This is a genomic window from Pseudomonas sp. 01L34, from assembly GCF_056400265.1.
In genome coordinates, this window is record NZ_JBFTSX010000001.1 from 937,686 (window position 1) to 964,062 (window position 26,377).

The following is a 26,377-nucleotide window of genomic DNA, read 5'->3' on the forward strand; positions in this document are numbered from 1 at the left end:
CACGGAGGTGTTTATGCAAACCCTACAGACCTGCACCCCTGCACGCCTGTGCTACCTGCATCTGGCGAGCAAAGAGCCGCAACGACAAATCGATTTCTACCGGCGCATGCTGGACATGGAAGGTCTGGTACAGCCCGATGGCAGCTGGATACTCAGTGGCCCGCAACGCGCCATGCTCGTGTCGCCCGCCGATCACAGCGGCCTGCTCGCGGCGGCCTATGACCTGGGCGATCAGGCTCGGCTGGGAGAACTGCGCGCTCGCCTGAACGAGAACGGCTGTGCTGTCGAAGACATCGACTCGCCGTTGCTCGAACCGGATGCCTTTGTGCTTCGTGACCCTCAAGGCCGACAAACGATATTTGGCGTGTCCCGCATTGATCCCGGTGTCGACCGTCAAGGCATGCCGGGCCGCTTGCAGCACGTGGTATTCCAGACCACTGAACTGGAAGCCATGATCGATTTCTACGTCAATAAGGTCGGGTTTACGGTATCGGACAATGTCGTCGACGAGCAGACCGGCCAGCTCATGACGTGTTTTCTGCGCTCCGACGATGAGCATCATTCGCTGGCGTTTTTCCGCGGTTCAAAAAACGAATGGGATCACCACTGTTACGAAACCAATGAATGGAACGACATCCGTGACTGGGGTGATCGCTTCGCCAAGGAACGTATAACCCTCTTTTTCGGCCCCGGCCGACATGGCCCTGGCAACAATTTGTTCTTCATGGTGGTCGATGCCGATCGCAACCGTCTGGAGTTTTCCGCCGAACTCGAAATAACCGATGCCGCCCGCCAACCCGGTGTCTGGCCTCAAGAGGAATACACGCTCAATTCCTGGGGACGCGCCTGGATCAGAAGCTGAGCACATTTCTTCAGACAAGGTTTTGCATCATCCATGTCCTTAATCGACGCGGCCACCTGCCTCCAAAGGTAAGACTATGACGACTCAACATTTGCCCCTCTACGCCATCAACGGCGACCAATACATCAATGGCACCTGGCGTACAGGTCGTTCCTCGCGGCGCCTGGATGACCGTAACCCCTTCAATGGCGAGCAACTGCTGGAAATGCCACTGGCCTCGATTGCCGATCTCGACGATGCCTATCAGGCTGCACATCGTGCGCAAACAGCGTGGGCACAGCTGCATCCGACGCAGCGCAGCGCGCAACTGGAGAAACTCGCTCATGTCATCCTGAACCGCCGCGATGAAATCATCGACTGGCTGATTCGTGAGTCCGGCAGCACGCGCATCAAGGCGAGCATGGAATGGCAGTTCACCCTGAACCTGGTGCGTGAGTGCGCAACGTTGCCGATGCAGGTTGAAGGACGAATCCTGACAAGCTACAAGCCCGGTGAACAGAGCTTTGTCTTCCGTGAACCGCTGGGTGTTGTCGGGGTGATCAGCCCATGGAATTTTCCGTTGTACCTGAGCATGCGTTCGGTGGTCCCGGCACTCGCGCTTGGCAACACAGTGGTGCTTAAACCCGCCAGCGACACGGCAGTAACAGGCGGCCTGCTGATTGCTCATTTGTTCGAAGACGCAGGCTTCCCGGAGGGTTCGCTCAATGTCGTGGTCGGTGCAGGTTCGGAGATCGGCGATGCCTTCGTCGAACACCCGGTGCCAAGCCTGATTTCCTTCACCGGCTCAACCGATGTCGGTCGCAATGTCGGCCGGATTGCGACTGGCGGCAAACACATCAAGCGCGTTGCGCTGGAGTTGGGCGGCAATGCTCCACTGGTGGTCCTGGATGATGCGGATATTGATATAGCCGCGCACGCAGCAGTGGTCGGGCGTTTCCTGCATCAGGGCCAGATCTGCATGAGCGTCAACCGGGTGATCGTCGACCGCTCGCTGTATGCGGACTTCACCGCGCTGGTGGTGGAGCGAGTGCGCAAGCTCAAGACCGGCGACCCGGCCCACGCAGACACCGTGATCGGGCCGGTGGTCAATCAGAACCAGCTCGATGGCCTGTTGCGTAAAATCGATGCCGCCGAGAATGCGGGCCTCAAGCGGTTGTGTGGCGGCCCAGCGTCCGGGTTGGTGTTGCCTGCGCATGTCTTCGGTGAAGTCGGGATCGATCAGGAACTGGCACGTGATGAAACCTTCGGGCCGTTGCTGCCGCTGCTGATCGCAGAAAACGAAGCGCATGCGTTGGAGTTGGCCAACGCCAGCGAATATGGCCTGTCCAGCGCGGTATTCACCCGGGACATGGCCCGAGGCTTGAACTTCGCCCGTGGCATCGTGGCCGGGATGACCCATATCAACGACATCACCGTCGACGACCAGCCCAATGCGCCCTTCGGCGGCGAAAAGAACTCCGGCCTCGGGCGTTTCAATGGTCACTACGCCCTGGATGAATTCACCCGCGCCCATTGGGTCACCTGGCAACCGGGGAGCCACCACTACCCTTTCTGATTCTTGATCGATACTGACCGGACTAAAATCGGGCAAGTGTTGACCCATTTGCCCAATCTACAAAAACAATAAGAAAAGAGGCGAAAAAATGAGTCATTTAGCCTGTGTGTCCACCGATCAGGTTGTTCGCTCCGACCGGCTGATGAAGTGGAAAGAGTTCATGAGCGATCACTTGGGGCGCACGCCGGACTACATCAAGCGTCTGGAATCGACATTCATCGACCCGTTGCATAACAGCAACTTTCAAGGCCGGCTGGAATATGGTGATCTGGGTCAGCTCGGCTTCTGCCGCATGACCGCCAGTGCCCATCGCTACTCACGCCATCTGAGCAAAGCGGTCGACTCACCCGATACGCCGCGCATGCTGATTCTGCAGATCGCCGGCGTCAGTCATTTCGAACAAGGTCGGCACTGCAGCGCATTAGCGCCTGACGAGATGCTGTTGGTCGACAGCGGCCAGCCCTTCAGCGTCACCAGCACTCAAGGTTGCGAACATTTTATCCTGCTCTTCAAGGGGCCGGCCCGACAGCCACCGCAAGCGGGCGATGTTCACCTGAACGGGCGCAATGGATTGGGCCGCATGTTGATGCATCTGATCAGTGATGCGTACAGCCAGTACCCACTGCTCAACAATCATTCGGCCGAACTGATCGGCAACAGCATCGTGGGGCTTCTGGATAACGCCCTGAAGAACAAACAGGAAGAAAAACAACTCGAACACGATTTCCGCTTCTTCAAGCAAAACCGCCTCAAGGCGTATATCGAGCGCCACCTGGCCGACCGCGACCTGACCATCGAGCGCATCGCCAGCGTCGAGCAATGCTCGGTGCGCAGTTTGCACCGCGCCTTTCAGGAGGAGCTCGGCTGCAGTATCAGCGAATACATCTGGCAAAGGCGCCTGTCGCGCTGCGCCGAAGATCTGCGCAGCCGGGAACATGCCCATCGCTCACTCACCGACATCGCCTTTGCCTGGGGCTATGGCAGCAGTGCTCATTTCAGCAGACAGTTCAAATCGGCATTCGGCATATCGCCCAAGCTGTTCCGCGATACCCAGGCCCGATCCTGACGCCACCTGCTGCTCGCCCATTGTGATGCGGGTGCACAACAGGTACTGGCCCCGCAAAACACATTCACTTGGGAGGTAGATGTGTCCCGCCACAAAGTCTGCGTAAAATACGGCGTCGATGCCGAATCCAATACAAAAACAGACTCATCATCCCTGTGATCAATACCACCGGTGAATTGTGGCTCCCCCCTACTTTCAATGCCTGAATGATCAACCATGAGCGGGAGTTCACGGATCTCAACTGCCCGTACAAAGACGCTTTGCAGGTTGTGCCTGTCGATCTCGCTGCTGATTGCCAGTCACGCGAGTGGCGCACCCTTGCCGCTCGAACTGTATATCCCGGACGCTCCACCCCTGACGTTCGTCGATGGCTCCAAAGGCCACGGCATGGTCGGCGAGGCCGTGATGACCGCCATTGCCAACGCCGGCTATATCGCGCATGTCCATGTGCTTCCCTGGGCCAGATCGCAGAAACATGTCAGCGAGACTCAGGACATCCTGATCGCCCCTTTGTCACGCACACCAGAACGTGAGGATCGCTTCACCTGGATCGCGCCGATCATGCCCATGGAGCGTGCTTTTTTCAGCCTTGACCGGCCGGTGAGCAGCTTCGAGCAAGCGAAACAAACCTACCGGGGGATCGGCGTCGGCCTGGGCAGTGCGCAGGAGGAAATCCTCCGCGAACAAGGCTTCAGCGACGAGCAGATCCACCCCCTGACCATTGGCGACAACCCCGCGCAGATGCTCTTGAAAGGTCGCATCGATGCCTGGTTCAACGGTGTCCCGGAGAGTCGATACATCTGGCCGAAAGTGTCTGAACATACACTGCACATGAGCCCCGTCATGAGCAGTGTGGACCTCTACCTGGCTTGCTCGAAGCAGTGCTCCGCCCAACTGGTGCAAGACTTGCGCGCGGCGGTTGAAACGCTTCGCGATGACGGCACCCTGGCGCGCATACAAAAGCGCTATTTGTCGCCATAGGAATTCTGAGGGCACACGGCTAAACCCATTCAAGGCAGGCATCCCTCCTCCTCTGGCACCTGCAATCCCATGAACCGCCGCACTCTATGAGCCTCGGGCTGCTCGCGGATCGCCTGTGGCGAGGCATCCAGCTGAATGTGGCCGTTTTCCATGAAGATCACCCGGTCGGAAATCGACAGGGCAAAATCCATCTCGTGGGTGACAATCAGCAGGGTCATGCCTTCGCGGGCCAGGTGGCTGATGACCGCGAGTACTTCGCCGACCAGCTCCGGATCCAGCGCCGAGGTCGGTTCGTCGAACAGCAGGATATCCGGGTCCATGGCCATGGCCCGGGCAATCGCCACGCGTTGTTGCTGGCCGCCGGACAGTTGATGCGGATATTTGTGGACGTGTGCCAACAGGCCGACCTTGTCGAGTAACTGGCAGGCGCGTTGCTCGCTCAACACACGACCGACACCGTGATAACGGGGAGCGAGGCTGATGTTGTCCAGCAGTGTGCGGTGCGGGAACAGGTTGAAGCTCTGGAACACCATGCCGATGCGCCGTACGCCCTGACGAATCCGACGGCTATCCGGTTTGTCCCAGGCATTGATGAAGCCCTCGCCGAACAACAGGATTTCGCCCTGATCGATGCGCTCCAGGCCATTGACCGTACGAATCAGCGATGTCTTGCCGGAGCCGGACGGGCCGATGATCGAAATCACCTGGCCACTTTGTACCTTCAGGTCGATGCCCTTGAGCACATGATGATCGCCGTAGCGTTTGTGCACGCCCTGCAGTTGCAGGGCCGGGGCGGCGCCTTTGGATGGCGGCTTGAGCTTGCTCGATAGCACAGGCGCCAGGCTGTCACGCAGCGCTTGTGTCGAGGCGCTGTCGAGGGTTTGCGGTGTCCGCAGGTTGAGGTCCAGGTAGCGTTCCAGACGCTGCAGGGCAAAGCCGAACAGCGTGACGATCAGCACGTAGTACACACCCACCGCCGCCAGGGTTTCCATTACCAGGAAGTTCTGCGCATACAGGCGCTGGCCGACGGTCAACAGTTCGGTCAATGAAATCACCGAGATCAACGAGGTCAGTTTGACCACCGTGATGTATTCGTTGATCAAGGTCGGCAGTGAGATACGAAAGGCCTGGGGAATCACAATCAGCCGTTGCAGGCCGAGCAGGCCGATACCCAGGGCGCGGCCGGCTTCCTTCTGGCCCTTGGCGACCGAGATCAGCCCGCCACGATGAATTTCGGCCATGTAGGCGGCCTCAGTGACCACCAGCGCCAACAGGCCGGAATAGAACGGTACCGACAGCACCGGCCCGGCACCGGGCAGCAACTGCGGCAGGTTGTAGATGAAGACCACCAGCACCAGCAGCGGAATGCTGCGAAAGAACCAGACGTAGAGTGACGCCGGCAGGCGCAGCCAGGGCGAGCCGGACAGCTTGGCTGACGCCAGGACGAAGCCCAGCAACATCCCCAGGAACCAGGCCAGGGCGCTCAGTTCGATGACGGTCAGACTCGCCGCCCAGAAGTCAGTCTTGGAGAACAGCGAAATAAAGTAAGACCAGTCGAATTGCATAGACACCTCGTGCTCGCCGCGCCCTCGACCGAGGGCGCGGCTTCAGCCATTACTCGGAGACCGGTTCCAGATCGTATTTTTTGAGAATGGCGGCGTACTCGCCGTTGGCTTTGCTGTCAGCCAGGGCCTTGACCAGCGCCTGATAGGTTGCCTCGGCGTCTTTCTTCACGTAGATGCCCAAGGTCTGCGGGTAAACCAGTTTCTGCGAGCTGACCACGACCCGCCCGTTGGTGCGCTGGGCGATCATGTGCGCGGCACCGGCGATTTCCACCTGGGCCTGGATGTTCTTCGACAGCAGCGCCTGCGTCACCTCGGGAGCCGAGGGGTATTCGTTGACGGTGATCGCGCCTTTGTTGTTCGGAACGCAGTAGTCGCTGGACAACTGGTTGAACTTGGCGACCCAGGTGGTGCCCTGCTCCAGGCCGATCTTCAGGCCGCACAAGTCCTCGGGAACCTGCGGGCTCAACTCACTGCCCTTGGGCACCATGATCGCCGCGCCGGTATTGGCGTAGGCGATAGTGCGGGCCTGGAGCTGGCGCTCGGGGGTGATGTACATGCCGGAAATGATCGCGTCGTAATGCCCGGCGTTGAGGCCGTTGATCAGATTGGGGAACTTGGTGTCGACGAAATTGGCCTTGACGCTCATCGCCTTGGCCAGGGAGTGGGCCAACTCAGGATCGGAACCGACCACATTCTTGTCAGCGTCGTAGGACTCGAATGGCGGGTAAGTGATTTCCATACCGACTTTCAATACACCGGGGGTCGCGGTGCTGGCGAAGGCGGTGCTGGCGCAGAACAGGCTGGCGGCGAGCAGGCTCAGTTTGGTCAGGGCGTTGTGGCTTTTCATGGTGGGAAGCTCCGTGGGTTGTTTTTTTAGGAATGAGAGGTGGTGTTCTTCAGATGGCCGAAACTCGATGGCTTTCGGGCCCGGGACGGCAACTCAAGCTCGCCGTTCTCCACGCGTTTGCGCAGGTACTGGTAGGTCTGCAAGGCCTGGCTCCACATGTGCTCGCCAATCGCAAGCGCCTCGTATTCCCGGGTATCGCTGGCGAAGGCCGGCAGCGGCTTGATCAGCGTGTGATAGTCGCAGGCGTAGAACAGCGGGAAGCTGTAGCGCTCCTGCGCGACCTTGCGCACCCGGTGGGCAGTGGCCACAAAGGCACCCGCGGTCATGACTTCCAGCATGTCGCCGATGTTCACCACGAACGCGTCGGGTAGTGGCGGCGCGTCAATCCACTGCCCCTGATCATTGAGCACCTCCAGCCCCGGTTGATCGGCGTGCAGGATGGTGAAGCACTCGTAGTCGGTATGCGCGCCGATGCCCGGAGCGTCGACGACATCGGCGTCGAAGGGGTAATGGATCAGCCGCAACTTGGAGGGTGGGCGAGTCACCAGCGCGTCGAAGTACCCCTCCTCCAGCCCCAGGGCCAGGGCGAAGCCATCGAACAGCCGGCGGCCTAGCGCGAACACCGCCTGATAGTAGTTCTGTACCGCGCTCTGGAAACCCGGCACGTCGGGCCAGTGGTTCGGCCCCAGCAGCGGTGTACGGTTGAGGAACAGCGGGTCATCCGCTGGCACTTCGAAGCCGATATCGAACGCTTCTTTGTGATCCGGCTTGCCCTTGGAATACACCTCCTCGCCTTCGGGCACGAAGCCCTTGTGGCTTTCCGAGGCGCCGATGTAGTGGCGCATCTTGGCGTCCAGCGGTTGCGCAAAATAATCCCTGGCCGCCTGGCGCAGGCCCTCGATCAGCGCCGGATCGATGCCGTGCCCGGTGATGTACAGAAAGCCCACATCGCTGGCGGCGCGGCCCAGTTGCTCGGCCACGGCCAGGCGGTGCTCCAGTTCGATACTGAAGAGCCCGGCGATGTTCACCACCGGAATGCTGTTGAAGTTGGCTTGGGTTGGCGAGGTGTTACGCATGGCGGGCTCCTTCACGGGTGAAACGGTCGAAGTGTTCGCGCTCGGTCCTAGCCATCCACTGGTTCAAGGTCCAGAGGTCGGCCACCGGCATGTTGGTGAAGGGCAAGTGGTGCAGATAACCGTCGGCACCGAACTCCGGGGTCAAGGTGCTGACCGGGTAGCCACGTTCGCGCTGAGCGGTCCAGACGGCCTCCCAGTGGCGCTGATGGAACGCCAGTTCACGGGCATATTCCGGTGCGGCGGGATGGGGGACTTGCGGGCCTTGGTCGTAGCCGACCCGCGCCTGGATGTGATGCACGCGTTCGACGAAAGCCGAAAGATCGTCGGCCGGATCGTCCAGCAGTCGCTCACAGCACACCACCCAGTGGCTGACGTCACTGGTGAAACGCAGGCCCGGCAGTTGGCGGATCAGCTCCAGGGTCACCCAAGGGCTGTAAAGGGAACGGGCGCGATGCGTCTCGAAACTGCAGAACACGCCATGCCTGGCGGCCAGTTCCATGGCCTGGCCGAAAAATTCGACCTGCAATGCCTGCGGCCAGCGGTCGTTGCCTGCCAGCAGATTGACGAAACGTGGGGTCAGCTCCGAGGCCCAGCCCAGTTTGCGATCAATGTCGGCCAAGTGTTGGGTGGGCGTGGCGTTCTGGTCGGGCAATACATCGTAGGCACTGAACAGTGTGCAGATGTAGGGAACTTGATTACTGCGCAGGAAAGCGCCGAACTCGCCACGCTCATCGGCCTGCAGTGGCAGGCGCGCTTCGAGGCCATCGAAGCCGGCGGCGAGCAGTTCATCCAGGGCCTGAGCCTTGCTGGCGGTATAGCCCCATAACGTGCGGAAAATTTCTAGCTTCATGCATTCCTCTCGGCTGCGTCAGGCCACCCGCTGTCTGGGCTGGCGTTACTGGGCAGTCGAAAGAAGTTGCAGCGGGCCGCTGCTCTGATGGCTGCGGTCCCGTGTGACGAATCCTAAGGCTAGGGCGACAAGCGATTGAATAGGCTGCAGCAAATAGTTAGTTCAGAAATTCATGAACTAACGATGCCGGATTTTCTCGCGTTGTGTAAGCCGCAATGCGATCCGTAGCAGCTGTCGAGCTTGCGAGGCTGCATCGCGAGCTCTGGTTTTACGACTGCTTCGCAGCCGAACGCAGCCTCGCAGGCTCGGCAGCTGCTACCAAGTGTGCGCCCGGTGCGGATGGGCACGAACCAGAACAGAGCACGGCGGCTCTGCCATTCCCGCGACTGGTGCGTTGCTCGCCTGTTCTGCCTTCGCAGCCCTGTAGCCATCGGATGCACCTCCCTTCCATCGCAGGGGTGACAGGCTGATCCGTTGTCGAGCACAAAGGCTGGCAAACAACTTGCTTGGGCTCTGTTCAAGCTTGAGCCATCAACACCGATGGTTTGGCAAACATCTCGGACAACGGCGTCCGCTCCCCTGCCCATTGCGGCAGGAGAGCGTGCGCCGTTTTTGCTTTCATCCCGGCATCAGAAGGAAATCCTCATGTCCGCTCAAGGAATGCACCCACCGGGTCACGCCATCGTTCATCTGCGCAGCGATGGCGGCACATCGCACCCGGCCGGCACATCATTCGCCAAAGCCTTGTTCGAACCTGGCAGAGCCCTGCTCGAACGCAGCAGGATCGGCTTCTGGCTACCGCTCGGTTTAGCCCTCGGCGCCTGTGGTCTCGCGCTGGCCGAACAGCCCGCAAGCGCATTGGCCCTGATACCTGGCGTGCTGTACCTGGGATGCGCCTGGCAGCTTCGCGAGCGTCATCAACGCCAGCTGCAGACATTCTGGGATACGGAACTGGCACAACTGCTGCGCAGCTCCCGGGATACCGACCCTGCGACACTGCTGGTGGCCGCCAGCCTGCAACTGCGCAACAACGAACGCTTGCGCAGCGAAGTACAGTTCGCCAGCCGTGCCCTGGAGCAGATGGCCCAACAGGCCCGCGACCAAGGAGCGGAACAGAGCCAACGTATCGCGATGATCGCCGCCGCCAGCGAACAGATCGATCAGACCCTGCACAGCATCGATGCCTTGGCCAAGGGCGCGCTGGCAGCCTTCGCCAACGCTCACACTCAGAGCGAAACCGGTTGCCTGGAGGCGCGCTCAGTGGGCGACAGCATGCGCGCCATTCAGCACCGCCTGGGCAATACCGCGCATACCGTGGACGCGTTGCTGCAGCGCACGACCGCCGTGGAAAGCACGGTCAACAGCATTCAGGCATTGGCCAAACAGACCCAGTTGCTGGCGCTCAATGCCTCCATCGAGGCGGCCCGTGCCGGCGAGCACGGGCGCGGTTTCGCCGTGGTCGCCGATGAGGTCCGCAGCCTGGCCCAGGCCACCGACAGGGCGACCCACGAAATCACCAGCGCCGCGACGGCGATCGCCATGGCCGTGCGCCAGGTGGATGGCGAGGTCAAGGAACACCGCGATCTGCTGGCCGCCGGGAGTGAACAGAGCGAGCAGCTCGCCGCCAACCTCGACGACCTGGCGCAACATAGCCAGAGCAATCTGCAACACCTCGGCGCCATGCAACAGGCGCTCAGCGAGCATCAGCTAGCCAATCATGCCCTCAGCGAACAGTTGCAACAGGTCAATGGCGCGGTGCAGGAACAGAGCACGCAAACCAATGCGCTGCACGACCTGACCCGTTATCTCAACCAGCTCACCGTCGGAAGCCGCCCATGAATCCAGCACTCGCCACAGCATTCGACGATGGGCCATCCCGCCAAGTCCGTCTGCCACAGGGTGATACGGGACTAAGGCAGGCGCTGTTGCTCGGTCTCGACCTGCTGCAAGGACTACAGCAGCATCGCGGTCTCGGCGGACAAGTCACCCGCGAGGCGCAACAACGTTGCCAGGCATTGGGGCATGCGCTCGACCAACGCTGGAGGGAGTGGCCGTATTCCGCACAGTGCCAGGCTTGGAGCGCGTTACGCCGCGACCCGGCGGATTTCGATGGCCATTGCCGATTGCTGCAGGACCTGCTCGGCGCCATCCAGCACCTCGAGCTGCAACGCTGTGCGCTCAGCCTGGCGCGCCCGAGCATCGCCGCGCGCTGCTGGGAACTTGAAGAGCTGGGACGACTGCGCGGGCTGTCGGTACGCGCCGCCGCCCATCGAAGTTGCCCATTGGAAATGCTGATTCAATTGCAGTACCTGCACGAACGCTTGCTCAAGCACGCTCCCCATTCGCTGCACACTGCGCTCGAACAACTGCAACGCTGCCTGATCGGGACAACCACCGTGTCCATCACCCCGGCGCAGTGCTACGCCCTCCTCACCCCATTGCTCGACGAACGCCTGGACACTATCCGCCGGGATCTGGATTGAGGCTGCCGTCACCAGAACAGAGATCCGCAACAGCTCGTTCCTTTACCGTAGATTCGCTACTATGTTTGCACCGCTTTCCTTGTCGGCGGATTTCTTCACTCTGGAGCCCGAATGCCTAGTCAAAAGGACATCGCCGCCGAAAGCGGCGCACCGATGATTCCTGAACAGCGCCGCGAATTGATGCTGCGTCAGCTGCGCAAGCATCAGGTGCTGAGCGTTCATCAGTTGATGGAAATGTTCGACTGCTCGCACATGACCATTCGCCGCGATATCGCGCTGCTTGAACAGGAAGGCCGTGCTTATTCGGTCACTGGCGGCGTGCGAATCGCCAGCCAGCTCCACAGCGAGCCCAGTCATCAGTTCAAGGCGGTGGTCGAGTTGCCGCAGAAGCAGGCGATGGCCAAGCTGGCCGCGCGGCTACTGCATGCCGATATGACGGTTTATCTGGATGCGGGGACCAGCACACTGGAAATCGTCCCGTACATCAAGGCGCTGTCGGGAATGACCGTGGTGACCAACGACTTCGGGATTGTCCAAGCGCTGATCGATGCGCCCCATGTCACGGTGATTCACACCGGCGGGCAACTGGATCATTCGAATCAATCGTGCGTGGGCGGTCTGGCGGTGGCCACCTTGCGTCAGATCGTCACCGATATCGCTTTCATTTCCACCAGCTCCTGGGATTTGCGTCGCGGCCTCACCACGCCGTCGGCGCTGAAGGTGGAGGTCAAGCAAGTCGCGATGCAATCGGCCTCGCAAGTGGTGCTGGTGGCCAGCAGTTCGAAGTACGGCACGTTCAGCATGTACCGGATCGCCGGGCTCGAGCAGTTCGACATCATCCTCAGCGACGACGCACTGACCCCTGCCGCGGCCGATAGCATCCGCAAGCAGGGTGTCGAACTGCTGTTGCCTTCCGATAACAACCTGTAAGGCGTTAGCGCGCCTTCCAGTCCCGCAGCCACTGCAAGCCGGCCGACGTGTTGCCACGGGGCCGGTATTCGCACCCTACCCAGCCGTCATAACCCAACTGGTCGATCAACTCGAACAGATAGGGATAGTTGACTTCGCCCAGGTCCGGCTCATGTCGATCCGGTACGCCGGCGATCTGGATATGACCGATGCCGGCGAAGTCCCGACGCAGTTTAGTCGCCAGGTCACCTTCGACGATCTGGCAGTGGTAGCAATCGAACTGAACCTTCAGGTTACCGGCGCCCACTTCCTTGCAGATGGCCTGGGCCTGATCCTGGCGGTTGAGGAAAAAGCCCGGCATGTCGCGCGTGTTGATCGGTTCCAGCAGCACGGTGACACCGACCTTGGCGGCCTGCGCGGTGGCGTAGGCCAGGTTCTCCAGGTACGCGCCGTGATGCCGTGGTCGATCGTTTTCCGACGGCAGCAGCCCGGCCATCACATGGATGCGTGAGTTGCCCAGGACGGCGGCGTATTCCAGCGCGCGATCGAAACCGCTGCGAAATTCACTTTCCCGACCCGGCAACGACACCGTGCCCCGCTCACCCGCCGCCCAATCGCCGGGCGGTGCGTTGAACAGCGCCTGTACCAGGCCGTTGTCGCTCAGGCGTTGTTTGAGTTCCTGGGCGCTGTAGTCGTAGGGGAACAGGTACTCCACCGCGTCAAAACCATCGGCGGCCGCGGCGGCAAAGCGATCCAGAAACTCATGTTCCGGGTAGAGCATGCTGAGGTTGGCAGCAAAACGAGGCATGGTAGCTCCTTGGACAGAAGGTTAGACAAACGGCCAGATCAGCAAGGTAATACCGAAACCCAGCGTGCCGAGCAAGGTGGTCAGCACGGTCCAGGTACGCAGGCCGTCGGCCACGTTCAACCCGGACAGCTTGGTGAAGATCCAGTAACCGGCGTCGTTGATATGGGACATGGCCAACCCGCCACCGCCCATGGCCAGGCACAGCAGCGCCATGTGATTCGCCGTGAGGTTGAGGGTCGCGATCAGCGGGCTGATGATGCCGGCGGTGGTCACCAGCGCCACCGTGGTCGAGCCCTGGACCGCACGCAACAGCATGGTCAGCAGAAAGCCCAGCGCGAGGACCGGCAGACCGGTGGTGCGCAACAAATCGGAGACCACCGCACCGATGCCGGTGTCCACCAGCACCTTGCCGAACACACCGCCGGCACCGGCAATCAGAATCACCATGGCCACACCTGGCAAGGCCGAACCGATCACGTCAGACACCTGAGTACGACTCCAGCCCCGACGCGAACCCAGCAACCAGGCACACAGCAAGGTGTCGATCAGCAGCGCCACCAATGGCGCACCGAGCACGGTCATGATGCCGCGCAGGACCGAGTCGGCAGGCAGCAACGAGTTGGACAGTGTTCCCAGCAGAATCAGAATGATCGGTAGCGCGATCAGGCTGACGATCATGCCAAAACCCGGCGCGGGTGCTGGCGGCAACTTGGAAACGATAGCGCTGGTGGACTCTTCCAGGCCCATGTGCGACGCGGCCACGGCAGCTCGTTCAGCGCTCTTGCCGTTGCCATTGGCCCAGGCGACCAGGTCTTCGTTGGTGACATGCGGGCCATAGACTTCGGCGCGGATATCGTCGGTCATCGGGTACACCCGACGGGTCATGCGCCCGGCCACGCGGTAACCGACATAGCAGAGGAACGCGGTGATCGGCAGACCGAACATCAACACGCGACCGAGGTCGGCACCCAACTGACTGGCAGCGGCCACCGCGCCGGGGTGTGGCGGCAGGAAGGCGTGTACGGTCAGCAACGCAGCACACATCGGCAACGCAAACACCAACAGTGGCTTGCGCGCACTGCGAGCGACGCCATAGGCCAGCGGCATCAGGATGATCACACCGACCTCGAAGAACACCGGCACCCCGACCATGAACCCGGCAATCGTCAACGCCAGCGGCGTGCGTCGATTGCCGAAACGGCTGATCAGCGTCTTGGCCAGCGCCTCGGCACCGCCGGAGAGTTCGATGATCCGCCCGATCATCGCGCCCAGGGCAATGATGATCGCGATGTGGCCCAACGTCTTGCCCATGCCGCCTTCGATGGTGGCGACCAGGTCGGCCGGTTTTACCCCGGCCACCAGCGCCACCAGAATGCTCACCAGCATCAACGCCACGAACGGCTGGAACTTGTATTTGAGCACCAGAAACAACAACAGAGCGATCCCTAGCCCCGCGGTAACCATCAGGATTAACGGGCTCATTCCACAAGCCCTCCGCGCCGGGTGAACACAAGGGTGCTGCAACCGGGTCTGAAAATGCCGCAGTGAAGGTGAGTCATGCCTGGATATCCTCTTGTTATTGTATTTTTCAGGCAAGCCGGGGTCGTGGGAGTCGCTGCACGTCTCCCGAACGGGGCCTGCTTTATCGGTCTTTCGTGTTAAAAAACTTCAGCGCACTACCAATGCACACCGAAAGCCGCTCGCAGCTCGTCTAGTGCTGCCTGATCGAGCGGTTCGGGCTTGGGATTGCTCATCAGCCACAACCGCGCGGTTTCTTCGAGCTCTTCCAGGGCATAGCTGGCTCTGGACACCGAACTCTCCCAGACCACCGGCCCCAGCCGTTCGAGCATCACGCCGCGAACACTGTTGGCCAGTTGTGCGACCTGTTCGGCCACCTTTGGCGAGCCGGGACGCTGGTAGCTGATCAACGGGATATGCCCGACTTTCATCACCTGATACGGCGTCAATGGCGGCAGGATGTCGTTCGGCTGCCAGACTCCCGCCAGGGTCAACGCCACCAGATGAGTGGAATGGGTATGCACCACGCCACCGACGCTCGGGTTGCGGTCGTAGACCTGGCGATGCAGCGCCAATGTCTTCGACGGCTTGTCGCCAGACACCCATTCGCCAGCCAGATTGACCTTGGCGATGGTCGCCGGATCGAGGCGGCCGAGGCAGACATCGGTCGGCGTGATCAGCCAGCCATCGTCCAGCCGTGCGCTGATATTGCCGGCGCTGCCGACGGTGTAACCGCGCTCATACAGGCTGCGGCCAACGTCGCAGATTTCTTCGCGCAGGGCGTTTTCATTACTCATTGCGCACCTCCGGTCTGGGCCAGTTGCTTCAGCGCTTTGCTGAAGAAATCCCGACCACCGAAGTTGCCTGACTTGAGCGCCAGGGCCAGAGGCTCATCGGTGCTGCTGACGGTTGCCGGCACACCCGGATCAATCTGCGCGCCAATTTGCAGCAGTTGTACGCCCAGCGCCTGAACCACCGCGCCCGACGTTTCACCGCCGGCGATCACGAAGCGCCGCACGCCGCTCTGACGCAAGCCTTGGGCAATTTCGCCAAAGGCGTTTTCCACCAGACTGCCGGCCTGTTCGACGCCGAGCTGCTGCTGCACTGCCTTGACCTCGTCCGGTGCGCTGGTGGCGTAGATCAATACGGGTTGTTCATTGTTCTTGGCGAAGGCCAGAGCCTGGGCCACCACGGGTTCGCCAGCCGCCAGGGCCAACGGATCAATCCGCAACGCGGGTCGACCGGCTTCGAGCCAGGCCGCGACTTGGCCATTGGTGGCGATCGAAGCGCTGCCGGCCAACACCACTTCACCGCCAGCCACCGCCGGGAGTTTCGAGGCATCGAGGTCGCGCAATTTACCGGCGCGACGGAAGTTTTCCGGCAAGCCCAGGGCCAGCCCCGAGCCGCCAGTCAACAACGGCAAGTCGGCACAGGCCGTGCCGAGGGTGTACAGATCCTGGTCCGACAAGGCATCGGCAATCGCCATACCGATACCTTGAGCCCGCAGTTCGGCGATGCGCCCGCGTACCTTTTCGGCGCCTTGGGCAATGGTGTCGTAGCGCAACAGGCCGACGTTCAGACGGGTCTGCGACTGCAGCACCCGCACCAGGTTGGCATCGGTCATCGGCGTCAGCGGGTGATGCTGCATGCCCGACTCGCTGAGCAGTTGATCCTGGACGAACAAGTGACCGCGAAAGATCGTCCGGCCATTCTCGGGGAACGCAGGGCACGCCAGGGTGAAGTCGCTGCCCAGCGCCGCCAGCAGTGCTTCACTGACCTGGCCGATATTGCCGGCCGCGGTGGAATCGAACGTCGAGCAGTACTTGAAGAAAATCTGCTCGCAGCCTTGCTCACGCAACCAGGCCAGCGCGGCAAGGGATTGCTCGACCGCTTCGGCGACTGGAATGGTGCGTGACTTGAGGGCGATGACGATCGCATCGGCATCGAGCCCGGCCGCCACTTCGCTGCTCGGAATGCCAATGCTTTGCACGGTGCGCATACCGCCGCGCACCAGCATGTTGGCCAGGTCCGTGGCACCGGTGAAATCGTCGGCGATGCAGCCCAGCAATGGGCGTGCAGGGGTAGTGTTCATTGGGTGTTCCTCAAACCGGCTCGGTCTTGGCAGTCGGCAACTCGATGCCGGGGAAAATCTTGATTACTGCCGAGTCGTCCTCACGCCCGAAGCCGGCACTGGAAGCCTGCATGAACATCTGGTGGGCGGTGGCCGACAGCGGCAGCGGGAATTTGCTGGCCCGTGCGGTATCCAGCACCAGGCCCAGGTCCTTGACGAAAATATCCACCGCGGACAATGGCGTGTAATCAGCCTTGAGAATGTGCGGCACGCGGTTTTCGAACATCCAGGAATTACCGGCGCTGTGGGTGATCACTTCGTAAAGCGCGTCGGCATCGACCCCTTCACGCAGGCCCAGCGCCATGGCTTCGGCAGAGGCCGCGATGTGCACACCGGCGAGCAACTGGTTGATGATCTTGACCTTCGAACCCAGGCCATGGCTGTCGCCCAGGCGATAAACCTTGCCGGCCATGCCGGCCAGGACGGCTTCGGCCTTGGCGTAAGCGTCGGCCGGGCCGGACGTCATCATGGTCATTTCACCGGCAGCCGCCTTGGCTGCGCCACCGGAGATCGGGGCATCCAGATACAGCAAGCCCTGGGCGGTCAGGCGCTGGCCCAGGTCGACAGCGTAGGTCGGGGCCACGGTGGCACAACCGATCACCAGGCTGCCCGGGCGCAACGCAGCGACGGCGCCACCCTCGCCAAACAATACGGTTTCGGTCTGCTCGGCGTTCACCACCACGGTAATGATCACGTCGCACGCCGCGGCCATCTGCGCGGGCGAAGAGCACGCCACGCCGCCCTCCCCGGCAAACTGTTCAGTCACCTGCGCACGCACATCACAGGCATGCACATTGAAACCACTGCGCAACAGTGAGCGGGCAATGCCCAACCCCATCGCGCCCAGACCGACAACACCGACATTCTTGTTATTCATGGGGTACTCCTGAGGGAAGCAACGGCCTGTTCCACGCCGGTAAAGCGCAGGCGGCGGGCCGCGATGTAGAGATGGGCACCGGCGGCATGGCCAGCGGATCGCCCAACACAGTGGCAGCTACGATCGCTTGGCACTGGTTGAGCAGATAATCCATCAATGAACAGATTATGTGAAGTATTTTTTTAAAATAACATTTTTTAACATCGACTCAGATGCATCGATAGCCGCGACGCGCTTTTTTGTAGCAGCTGTCGAGCTCGCGAGGCTGCGTTCGGCTGCGCAGCAGTCGTAAAACCAGAACTCGCGGTGCATCAGGCAAACCACGTCAGCCGGATTCACGACGGCTGCGCCGCCGAACGCAGCCTCGCAGGCTCGACAGCTGCTACGGGTCGCGTTCACGCAGGTGAAAAAAGTCAGATCGCCATCAGGCCGCCTTGCAAAAACACCACGACCGTCTAAGTTCAGAACTATCTCTACAGGCGTAACCAAACCGTACATAAACCAGCCCCTCAGGCGAGAGAATCTATCGATCCAATACCAACCAGACGCTGCTTTTAATTACTGACACGGAATCAGTCATAAAAATAAAGAGGGATGCTTGATGAAGCGCAGCCATGGGTATCGTGCGTTCTCGCAACGGGGGCCTGCCGGTCATTTCTGGATTTCATTGCTTTGCTTCTCAGGCTTGGTGATCGCCAGCTTTCTGTTGTTCGAACAACAGATCCAGGACTTCCTGACCCATCTCAACCTGTACCAGCCTTCCACTCCCACCCAAAAACTAAACCTGGCATTGCTGCTGATTGCCCTGCTCGCGCTGGACGTGGTGCTGCCGGTGCCTTCGAGCATGGTCGCGCTGCTGGCCGTGGCCATGCTCGGCGCTGTTGGCGGCTACCTGGTGATTTTCGTGGGGCTGTGCCTGGGGGCCGGGCTGGGGTATGCGCTGGGGGCGGGCTATTTTCGGCTGCTGTCCGGCCGCCTGGGCCTGCATCAGCGCCAGCCGGGGCAACTGGCATACAAGCTGGGCACGCTGTCGTTGATCTGCCTGCGCGGCGTGCCGGTATTGGCCGAAACCTCGGTGGTGGCCGCCGGGATGCAACGTTATCCGCTGCCCGCGTTCGTGTTAGTGACCACCCTGGCCAATGCCGGTCTGGCACTGGCCTACAGCGCCATCGGCATCTACCTCGTCGAGCAGAACGCGCTGCTGGTGACCCTGCTCGCCAGCATGGTGTTGCCCGGGCTGTTTATCGCCGGGTACAGCCTGTTCAAAACCTTGCGCAAGCAAAACGCCGAGCATTCCCTGCACGGGCGTTTCGAGGTCCGTTACGACTACCCGGTGGTGTTCACCGATCACCTGTTCGAGCCGTCCAATCCGTGTCTGCATCACCAGCTCACCGCACGACTCACCCCACAGCACCGGGGCCCGGTGACGGTGCTGGTGTTCGCCGATGAACAACTGCTGCAAAGCGCCCCGCACCTGCTGGAACAGATCGACGCCTACTTTGCCGCCCATGCGGCGGACCTGCATTTGCAGGCCGCGCCGATTGCAGTGCCGGCCGGCGAACTGAGCAAGGACTCACAGGTGTTGCAGCAGCTTTACACCGACATGCTGCAGCATGGGCTGGACCGGCATTGCTATGTGCTGGCCCTGGGCGGCGGTGCGGTGCTGGATGCGGTGGGCTACGCCTGCGCCACCTTCCACCGCGGCATTCGCCTGATCCGCATCCCGAGCACCGTGCTGGCGCAGAACGACGCCGGCATCGGGGTGAAAAACGGCATCAATGCCTTCGGCCAGAAGAACCTGCTGGGCGCCTTCTACCCCGCCACCGCGGTAATCAACGACTTCCAGCTGCTGACCAGCCTGACTCGCCGCGACCAGATCGCCGGGCTGGCCGAGGCGGTAAAAGTGGCGCTGATCAAAGACCAGGCCTTCTTCCAATGGATGGAACAACAGGCCGACGCCCTCGCCCACTTCGATCACTCGGCCAGCCGCTATGCCATTCGCCGCTGCGCCGAACTGCACCTGGCACACATCACCGGTGCCGGCGACCCCTTCGAGCGCGGTAACGGACGGCCACTGGATTACGGGCATTGGGCCGCGCACAAACTGGAAAACCTCAGCCAGCACCGACTGCGCCATGGTGAAGCCGTGGCGGTGGGCATGGCCCTGGATGGGCTCTATGCCAATGCCCTGGGGTTGTTGAGCGATGCCGACACCGAACGGCTGCTGAACCTGTTGCTCAAGCTCGGCTTCAGCCTGAGCCCGCCGGAACTGACCTTGAAAGATGCACAGGGACGCTCGCTGGTTCTGCTCGGTCTGGAGGAATTCCGCCAGCACCTGGGCGGGCAACTCTCCATCCCCATACTCAGCCGGATCGGCGAGTCGGTGGACCTGCACGAGATCGATGCCGCGCGGATGGAACAGGCGCTGCAACGGCTGTCGACCCGCATCGATCCGGCGCTCACCCTCAGCGAGGGCTGCGCGCAATGAGCCAGACACCGCTGAACCTGAAAACCTGGATGACCCTCGGCCGGGTATCCAACCTGCCCACCGTGTGGACCAACACCTTGGCCGCCGCCCTGCTCGCCAGCAGCGCCGGTGCCCTGGCGCCGCCGTCGTCGCTGGTGTGGATCCTGCTGTTGGCCTCGCTGTCGTTGCTGTATTTGGCCGGCATGTTATTGAACGACCTGCTGGACGCCGACTGGGACCAACAGCACCACAACCCGCGCCCGATCACGTTGGGCCTGGTCAGCCGCCAGCAAGTGGGGCTGGCTACTGCGCTGTTGCTGATACTGGCTGCGGCCTCGGTACTGGGCCTGAGCCGGTTGATCGATCAACCGCACTGGTTGCTGGGAAGCGCCACCCTGCTGGTGGGCTGCATCCTCGGCTACAACGTGCTGCACAAGAAATACGCCCACAGCGTCTGGCTGATGGGCGCCTGCCGCTCGGCCCTCTACCTGACGGCGGCGGCCAGCCTGGCGGTGCCGCCGGAGCCGATCTGGCTGTGCGCCATGTTGCTTGGCGTCTACATCAGCGGCCTGACCTACCTGGCTCGTCAGGAGCACAACAACCAGTTGCTCAGCCGCCTGCCTCTACTGCTGATGTTGAGCCCGCTGGCGCTGGCGATCTATTCCGACAACGCCTGGTTCTGGCCGGTGCTGCTGCTCTGGCTTGGCTGGCTGGGCTGGCATTACTGGCACCACTTGGCCAACCCGCAGCAACGGCAAGTCCGTGCCTTTATCGGCGCTGGCCTGGCGGCTCTGCCACTGTTTGATGCCCTGGTGCTGGCTGTGGCCAACCAGCCGCTGGGCAGCCTGTTATGCGTTCTGGTGTTTTTCCTGCTTCCACACTTCCAGCGCTGGATCAAACCGACATGAACATGGACGTCACTGCATCGCCATCGGCGGCTCTCGAAATACGCCACGACTGCCTCGCCGAACAACACCAGGCCCTCACCCAACAGCTCGATGACACCGAGCTGCAGTGGTGGCGCCAGGCCCAGGAGCAGCTTGCCCAACGCCCGGACGGCAATACCGCGGCGCTGTTCAGCAGCCAGTGCAAGCGCAACCTCAAGGAGCAATCGCTGCCCCACAGTCCCGACTGGAGCAGTGTCCAACTGGCGCGGGCATTGTTGCTGGCTCAGGTCCTGGAGCAACAGCCCCTCGCAGGGCAACTGCCGTTGCTGCGCCAACTGTTCCTGTGGGGTGACGATCAAGAAAAAATCGCCACCCTGAAGGCCCTCGACTGGCTCGACAGTCGCGGGCTTTGCGTGGAACTGGCGCTGCAGGCCGGGCGTACCAGTAACAGCCAGGTGTTCGCCGCCCTCGCGCTCGACACCCTTTATCCATCGCGCCATTACAGCGAACGGGCCTTCCATCAACTGGTGCTGAAGGCGCTGGGCATGGGGCTCGATATACGACGCCTGATCGGCCTGACCCAACGACACAGCGTCACCCTCAACCAGCTGGCCCTCGACCTGCTGGACGAACAGCTCGCCGCCGAACGAACGGTGTCCGCCGGGCTGCCCCGAGTGATTGCCTTCGACCTGCTCAGCCCGGCGCAACACCAGCGCCTGGCCGGCCTGAGTCAGCAGCAACGCTTGCCGCCTGAGTGGCATGAGTACTTGGCCGGCACCTCACAGAACTGACACTCAACGACTCCTTTTCCTTGACGAGGATTTACCATGCTCAAGTACTTCGACCCGCATATTCATATGGTCAGCCGCACCACCGATGACTACCAGAACATGGCCGCCGCCGGTATCACGGGGGTGATCGAACCGGCCTTCTGGCAGGGTCAGGCCAGGACCAGCGTCGGCAGTTTCATCGACTATTTCGACACTCTGTTGGGCTGGGAGCGCTTTCGCGCCAGCATGTTCGGCATTCATCATTTCTGCACCATCGGCCTCAACCCCAAGGAGGCCAATGACCTGTCGGTGGCCAATGAAGTGCTGGAGATTCTGCCGCGCTACCTGGTGAAAGACGGCGTCGTGGCGGTCGGCGAAATCGGTTACGACGACATCACCCCGGAGGAAGATCGCTTCCTCGCCGCTCAGCTGGAGCTGGCCAGACAATTCAATTTGCCGGTGCTGGTGCACACCCCGCACCGCGACAAGATCGGTGGCACCAAACGCACCCTGGCAGTGATTCGCGAAGTCGGGATTGCCGAGCACCTGGTGATCATCGACCACCTCAACGAACTGACCCTGCCGCTGGTGCTGGACAGCGACTGCTGGCGCGGCCATTCGATCTACCCCAACACCAAGATGTCGGAACAGCGCATGGTCGCCCTGTTGCAGCAGTACGGCACCGAGAAAATGGTGGTCAACAGCGCTGCCGACTGGGGCATCAGCGACCCGCTCAAGGTGCCGAAAACGGGCGAAGCGATGCTGGCTGCCGGCTTCAGCGAAAGCCAGGTCGAACAGGTGCTGTTCCACAACCCCGTGGACTTTTTTGCCCAAAGCGGCCAACTGGACAAGACCCTGGTCAGCACCCCGCTACCCATCGACCAGCGTCGGCAGTGGCAGGAGAACTCTGCCCTGCGTGGCCAGGAACCGGTGATCAAATGAGTGCCGGCACGGGTTGGGCTGCCGCGCAGGTCGGTTATTGCAGCAATGTGCACCCGACCCGTGACCTGGCCGGGCTACGGTCATCCATCGAATGGCATTTCCGGGGTGTGCGCACCCTGCGCGGCCTGAACGAGCAAGACAGTGGGCTGTGGATCAGCGCCCTCGCCGCGGCCGAACTACAGCAGGCGTCAGCTCGCGCGGACTTCCTCAGCCTGCTGCAACGCAGCGGGCTGCGGCTGACTTCACTTAACGGCTTTCCCTATGGCCAATTTCATCAAGGCGCGGTGAAAGCCGACGTCTATTTGCCCAACTGGACTGATCCGAAACGGCTGGCGTACAGCCTGAATCTGGCCCGAATCCTGGCACACGCCCTGCCGTCGGATTGCCCCCAAGGCGTGATTTCCACCGTACCGCTGGGCTATGCCGCCGACTGGAACCCGCGGCGACAGCAGCGTGCCGAACACCTGCTGCGCCAACTCACGGCTTCACTGGCCAGGCTGCATCGGGAGACGGGCAAGAAGATCGTGTTCTGCCTGGAGATGGAGCCGGACTGTGTGCTGGAAAACACCGACCAGGCCATCGCCTTCTTCCACCGCTACCAAGCCAGCGATCCGCACCATGACTATCTGGCGCTGTGTTTTGATGTCTGCCACCAGGCCGTGGTTTTCGAACACTGCTATCAGTCGCTGGAAAAGCTGCGCCAGGCCCGAGTGCCTGTCGGCAAGATCCAGCTGTCGAACGCGCTGATTTGTCACCTGCCCGCTGAAGACCACAACCGGCGCGAACACGTGCTCAAGACCTTGAGCGACTTCGCCGAAACCACCTACCTGCATCAAGTCAAAGCCCGCGATGCACAGGCGCGGTTATCGGGCTGGGCCGACCTGCCCGCCGCCCTCGACGATTGCGCCAATAACCTGGGGCAGTACCCCGAACTGCGGATTCATTTCCACATTCCGCTGTTCAGCGAACACTTGCTGCTGCCTGAGCTCAGCGGCAGCCAGATCGCCCTGTCGCAGACTTTCGACTATCTCGCAGACCATGCGGATTTTCGTCCCGTGCTGGAAGTGGAAACCTACAGCTGGGGCGTGCTGCCCGCGCAACTGCGGCCCGACACCGAGCACGCCCAACTGCAGGGGATCGCCGCGGAACTGCACTGGGTCGAAGAGCAACTGCGCCAACGCCAATTGCTGCAATCCCAAACGCGGGAGGCGTACGCCGATGCCCTCTGAAAATCCGCGCCAAGCGCTGCTGCTGATCAACGTGGTCGGGCTGACCCCGGCGCTGCTGGGGCCGGCGACACCGCACATCAATGCCCTGTTGAAAACGGCGAAAATGGCCAGCCTGCAACCCGTGTTTCCGGCGGTCACTTCTACAGTGCAGGCCTCGATCCTCACCGGCGCGTCGCCGTCGGAACACGGCATCGTGGGCAATGGCTGGTATTTTCGCGACCAGGCCGAAGTGCGTTTCTGGCTGCAACCCAACGCACTGATCCAGGGAGAAAAGGTCTGGCAGGCGCTCAAGCGTGAGCTCCCCGGGTTCCGCTGCAGCCAGCTGTTCTGGTGGTACAACATGTATGCGGACGTGGACGCCGCCATCACCCCACGCCCGCACTACCCGGCCGATGGCCGCAAGATGTTCGGCCTGTATTCGTCACCGGCCTCGTTGCATGAGCATATCGAGCAGCAGATCGGTGAATTTCCGTTTCCGGGTTTCTGGGGTCCGGCGGCCGGCATCGCATCGAGCCGCTGGATCGTCGACTGCGCCATCGCCGAATTCCAGCTCGATCGACCGGACCTGCAGTTGGTCTACCTGCCGCATCTCGACTATTGCCTGCAGCGACTGGGCCCTGATCATCCGTCGATTGCCGACGAGGTGCGGGCCATCGACAGTGAAGTAGGTCGCCTGCTGGCCTTTGCCCAGGAGCAAGGCGCGGCGGTGATGCTGTTGTCCGAGTACGGGATCGAAGCGGTACAGCAATCCATATCGATTAACCGGCTGTTGCGCTCGGAAGGCTTGTTGCAGGTGCGCCAATCGCTGACCTGGGAGTTGCTCGACCCTGGCGCCAGCGCGGCCTTTGCCGTGGCCGATCATCAGGTCGCGCACATCTACGTGAAGCAGGCGCAAGACATTCCTCGCGTCAAAGCGCTGCTGCAGCGCCAGCCCGGTATCGAGCAGGTGCTGGATAAAGCCGAACAACGGGCCTGGCAACTGGATCATCCGCGCAGCGGCGAGCTGGTGACCGTGGCCGCGCCGGGTTACTGGTTCGATTACTACTACTGGTTCGACGATCGCAAGGCACCTGACTTTGCCCGCACCGTGGACATCCATCGCAAGCCCGGCTACGACCCGCTGGAACTGTTCATCGACCCGGCCATTCGCTTCCCGAAATTGAAAGTGGCGCGCCGCCTGCTGCAGAAGAAGCTCGGCTTTCGCTACTACATGGACCTGATTCCGCTGGACACCCGCCTGGTCCGTGGCAGCCATGGCCGCCTGCCCGACAGCGAGAAAACCGGCCCGCTGCTCATCACCAATTGCGATCTGCCGTTGCCCCAGCGTCTTGCGGCCACGGCCGTGAAGCAACTGCTCCTGGAACACTTCCTGGGGCATTCACACACCGACCCGGCCAATGCCAAGGAGCTTCCATGCGGCGAGCCATTTCTATAACAGTTCTGAGTGCCTTGGCCGGTTTGGCTCAGGCACAGGACACCAACAACTTCAACTGCAGCAACTTCCTGCAATTTGGAATCAGTGCCGACCAGACCCGTACGGCGTTCAACAAGCACCCCGAGACCATGGCCTGGAACTGGTTCGTCTGCCTGAACCAGCCCGACGCCCAGGGTTACAACCGCGTGTGGGAGTCGTTCAAGCCTTCCGACCAGGTCTACCTGGCCAATGGCGTCAACCCTGGCTCGTATGACAGCCGCATGAAGCCGCCGGACGAGGTGCTCAAGCAAGCCAAGGCCCTGGGGCTGGACGCGAACCGTCTGCTGCACAACCTCAATGCCACGCAGCAGGTCGACGGGATGAGCCTGGAAATGGGCGGTACCGTCGTGCCTGAGGCACAGCGAGGCCAAGTCGTGCGCTTTCAACTGCTGATGTCCCAGGACACTTATAACTACATCGTCAAGAACAATGTCTACAACGTAGATGGCCAGGAGGCCCTGACGAGCAACCTGAACTTTCCCGCCACGGCCTGGGAATTGAAAGCCGCCTGGCTGTGGATCGGCGCGGACATGGACTACAAGAAGAAGCTGGAGAACGACGGCTACTACACCGCCCAGGCCTATTACCAGCAGGGCACCGACTACAGGGTCGGCTATGCGGCGTTGAGTGGCTTGCATGTGGTCAACAAACTGGACTCCAGCTGGGTCTGGACCACCTTCGAGAACGTCAACAACAGAAAGTACACCGTGACCAAGGGCCACCCGCCCCGGCCGATGACAAACAGCACCGGACCGACATCGGATGCCATACCGGTCAATACGCAGTTCCAGGCCAACAACCCGACGCTGTCGAAATACGAGTTGATCGGCGTGGAATATCAACCCAAGACCCAGGTGCTGGCGAACTCGCAGCTGGAATCGGCGTTCCAGGACACCTCATCCTGCCTGGCCTGCCACGGCACCGCCGCCTACTCGAAGACCGACGGTTACTTCAATTTCGCCATCCCGACCCAGGGCGGTCTCACCTACCCCACTACACCGCTGCCGGACAAAGACTTCAACGGCTACAAAAAACTGGATTTTGTCTGGTCGCTGAAACGCGCCCAGTGGAAACGCTAAG

24 protein-coding genes are annotated in these 26,377 nt (G+C 61.4%); 14 read left to right on the top strand and 10 right to left on the bottom strand.

From position 1 onward, the window contains the following. The first annotated feature begins 13 nt into the window (after positions 1–13). From AC1DQM_RS04150 to AC1DQM_RS04165, 4 genes are all read left to right on the top strand, one after another. Positions 14–862, top strand: a complete 849-nt coding sequence (locus AC1DQM_RS04150; RefSeq protein ID WP_230139097.1) for a VOC family protein — start codon at positions 14–16, stop codon at positions 860–862. A 76-nt stretch (positions 863–938) separates the two neighbouring features. Beyond that, positions 939–2,417: an aldehyde dehydrogenase family protein gene (locus AC1DQM_RS04155; RefSeq protein ID WP_430953972.1), complete on the top strand. Its 1,479-nt coding sequence runs from the start codon at positions 939–941 to the stop codon at positions 2,415–2,417. A gap of 88 nt (positions 2,418–2,505) precedes the next feature. Then, on the top strand, positions 2,506–3,483 hold the full coding sequence (locus AC1DQM_RS04160; RefSeq protein WP_018928944.1) for a helix-turn-helix domain-containing protein: 978 nt from the start codon (positions 2,506–2,508) through the stop codon (positions 3,481–3,483). Between the two features lie 216 nt (positions 3,484–3,699). Further along, complete coding sequence (locus AC1DQM_RS04165) at positions 3,700–4,464, top strand: substrate-binding periplasmic protein (RefSeq protein WP_230139092.1); 765 nt, start codon at positions 3,700–3,702, stop codon at positions 4,462–4,464. A 29-nt stretch (positions 4,465–4,493) separates the two neighbouring features. Here the strand turns inward: AC1DQM_RS04165 and AC1DQM_RS04170 are convergent, their stop codons facing one another. From AC1DQM_RS04170 to AC1DQM_RS04185, 4 genes are read right to left on the bottom strand one after another with little or no spacing between them, the layout of a single operon-like run. After that, positions 4,494–6,029, bottom strand: a complete 1,536-nt coding sequence (locus AC1DQM_RS04170; protein WP_230139091.1) for an amino acid ABC transporter permease/ATP-binding protein — start codon at positions 6,027–6,029, stop codon at positions 4,494–4,496. Between the two features lie 49 nt (positions 6,030–6,078). Then, positions 6,079–6,876 carry a transporter substrate-binding domain-containing protein gene (locus AC1DQM_RS04175; protein ID WP_230139086.1) on the bottom strand — a complete coding sequence of 266 codons (798 nt, stop codon included), beginning with the start codon at positions 6,874–6,876 and terminating at the stop codon, positions 6,079–6,081. Positions 6,877–6,902: 26 nt separating this feature from the next. After that, positions 6,903–7,952: an isopenicillin N synthase family dioxygenase gene (locus AC1DQM_RS04180; RefSeq protein WP_230139085.1), complete on the bottom strand. Its 1,050-nt coding sequence runs from the start codon at positions 7,950–7,952 to the stop codon at positions 6,903–6,905. After that, positions 7,945–8,802 (bottom strand): sugar phosphate isomerase/epimerase family protein, encoded by an 858-nt coding sequence (locus AC1DQM_RS04185; protein ID WP_230139083.1) that lies wholly within the window; start codon positions 8,800–8,802, stop codon positions 7,945–7,947. Before AC1DQM_RS04185 ends, AC1DQM_RS04180 begins: the two co-directional genes overlap by 8 nt. A 1,272-nt stretch (positions 8,803–10,074) precedes the next feature. On the opposite strand from AC1DQM_RS04185, the gene AC1DQM_RS04190 reads away from it, so the two are divergent. From AC1DQM_RS04190 to AC1DQM_RS04200, 3 genes are all read left to right on the top strand, one after another. Next, positions 10,075–10,641 carry a methyl-accepting chemotaxis protein gene (locus AC1DQM_RS04190; protein WP_477745884.1) on the top strand — a complete coding sequence of 189 codons (567 nt, stop codon included), beginning with the start codon at positions 10,075–10,077 and terminating at the stop codon, positions 10,639–10,641. A gap of 86 nt (positions 10,642–10,727) precedes the next feature. Continuing rightward, entirely contained in the window at positions 10,728–11,285 is a 558-nt protein-coding gene (locus AC1DQM_RS04195; RefSeq protein WP_363319476.1) for a hypothetical protein, read from the top strand. A gap of 111 nt (positions 11,286–11,396) precedes the next feature. Continuing rightward, the gene (locus tag AC1DQM_RS04200) at positions 11,397–12,215 is read left to right on the top strand and encodes a DeoR/GlpR family DNA-binding transcription regulator (protein ID WP_018928936.1); all 819 of its coding nucleotides are present in this window, start codon (positions 11,397–11,399) and stop codon (positions 12,213–12,215) included. A gap of 4 nt (positions 12,216–12,219) precedes the next feature. Here the strand turns inward: AC1DQM_RS04200 and otnI are convergent, their stop codons facing one another. From otnI to AC1DQM_RS04230, 6 genes are all read right to left on the bottom strand, one after another. Beyond that, positions 12,220–13,002: a 2-oxo-tetronate isomerase gene (gene otnI, locus AC1DQM_RS04205; protein ID WP_230139073.1), complete on the bottom strand. Its 783-nt coding sequence runs from the start codon at positions 13,000–13,002 to the stop codon at positions 12,220–12,222. A 21-nt stretch (positions 13,003–13,023) separates the two neighbouring features. After that, on the bottom strand, positions 13,024–14,484 hold the full coding sequence (locus tag AC1DQM_RS04210; protein ID WP_018928934.1) for a GntP family transporter: 1,461 nt from the start codon (positions 14,482–14,484) through the stop codon (positions 13,024–13,026). Positions 14,485–14,678: 194 nt separating this feature from the next. After that, positions 14,679–15,317, bottom strand: coding sequence for a 3-oxo-tetronate 4-phosphate decarboxylase (otnC, locus tag AC1DQM_RS04215; RefSeq protein ID WP_007941469.1), 639 nt, complete (start codon positions 15,315–15,317; stop codon positions 14,679–14,681). Further along, the gene (gene otnK, locus AC1DQM_RS04220) at positions 15,314–16,612 is read right to left on the bottom strand and encodes a 3-oxo-tetronate kinase (protein ID WP_230139072.1); all 1,299 of its coding nucleotides are present in this window, start codon (positions 16,610–16,612) and stop codon (positions 15,314–15,316) included. The genes otnC and otnK overlap by 4 nt, the downstream gene beginning before the upstream one ends. Positions 16,613–16,622: 10 nt before the next feature. Beyond that, on the bottom strand, positions 16,623–17,528 hold the full coding sequence (ltnD, locus tag AC1DQM_RS04225; RefSeq protein ID WP_018928932.1) for an L-threonate dehydrogenase: 906 nt from the start codon (positions 17,526–17,528) through the stop codon (positions 16,623–16,625). A 165-nt stretch (positions 17,529–17,693) separates the two neighbouring features. Then, positions 17,694–18,026, bottom strand: coding sequence for a hypothetical protein (locus AC1DQM_RS04230; RefSeq protein ID WP_018928931.1), 333 nt, complete (start codon positions 18,024–18,026; stop codon positions 17,694–17,696). A gap of 103 nt (positions 18,027–18,129) precedes the next feature. Here AC1DQM_RS04230 and AC1DQM_RS04235 point away from each other — a divergent pair, with 103 nt between their 5' ends. The 7 genes from AC1DQM_RS04235 to AC1DQM_RS04265 are packed head-to-tail and all read left to right on the top strand — an operon-like array spanning position 18,130 to position 26,376. Next, entirely contained in the window at positions 18,130–20,016 is a 1,887-nt protein-coding gene (locus tag AC1DQM_RS04235; RefSeq protein ID WP_442114964.1) for a 3-dehydroquinate synthase, read from the top strand. Beyond that, positions 20,013–20,903, top strand: a complete 891-nt coding sequence (locus AC1DQM_RS04240; RefSeq protein WP_230139054.1) for a UbiA family prenyltransferase — start codon at positions 20,013–20,015, stop codon at positions 20,901–20,903. Before AC1DQM_RS04235 ends, AC1DQM_RS04240 begins: the two co-directional genes overlap by 4 nt. Continuing rightward, a complete protein-coding gene (locus tag AC1DQM_RS04245; protein ID WP_477745875.1) occupies positions 20,900–21,673 on the top strand; it encodes an EboA domain-containing protein in 774 nt (257 codons plus the stop codon). The genes AC1DQM_RS04240 and AC1DQM_RS04245 overlap by 4 nt, the downstream gene beginning before the upstream one ends. 36 nt (positions 21,674–21,709) lie before the next feature. Next, on the top strand, positions 21,710–22,594 hold the full coding sequence (locus AC1DQM_RS04250; RefSeq protein WP_064617525.1) for a TatD family hydrolase: 885 nt from the start codon (positions 21,710–21,712) through the stop codon (positions 22,592–22,594). Further along, positions 22,591–23,823, top strand: a complete 1,233-nt coding sequence (gene eboE, locus AC1DQM_RS04255; protein WP_230139053.1) for a metabolite traffic protein EboE — start codon at positions 22,591–22,593, stop codon at positions 23,821–23,823. The genes AC1DQM_RS04250 and eboE overlap by 4 nt, the downstream gene beginning before the upstream one ends. Further along, positions 23,813–25,258 (top strand): alkaline phosphatase family protein, encoded by a 1,446-nt coding sequence (locus AC1DQM_RS04260; protein ID WP_230139052.1) that lies wholly within the window; start codon positions 23,813–23,815, stop codon positions 25,256–25,258. The genes eboE and AC1DQM_RS04260 overlap by 11 nt, the downstream gene beginning before the upstream one ends. Continuing rightward, positions 25,237–26,376, top strand: a complete 1,140-nt coding sequence (locus AC1DQM_RS04265) for a hypothetical protein (protein WP_019578685.1) — start codon at positions 25,237–25,239, stop codon at positions 26,374–26,376. The genes AC1DQM_RS04260 and AC1DQM_RS04265 overlap by 22 nt, the downstream gene beginning before the upstream one ends. Position 26,377 lies beyond the last annotated feature (1 nt).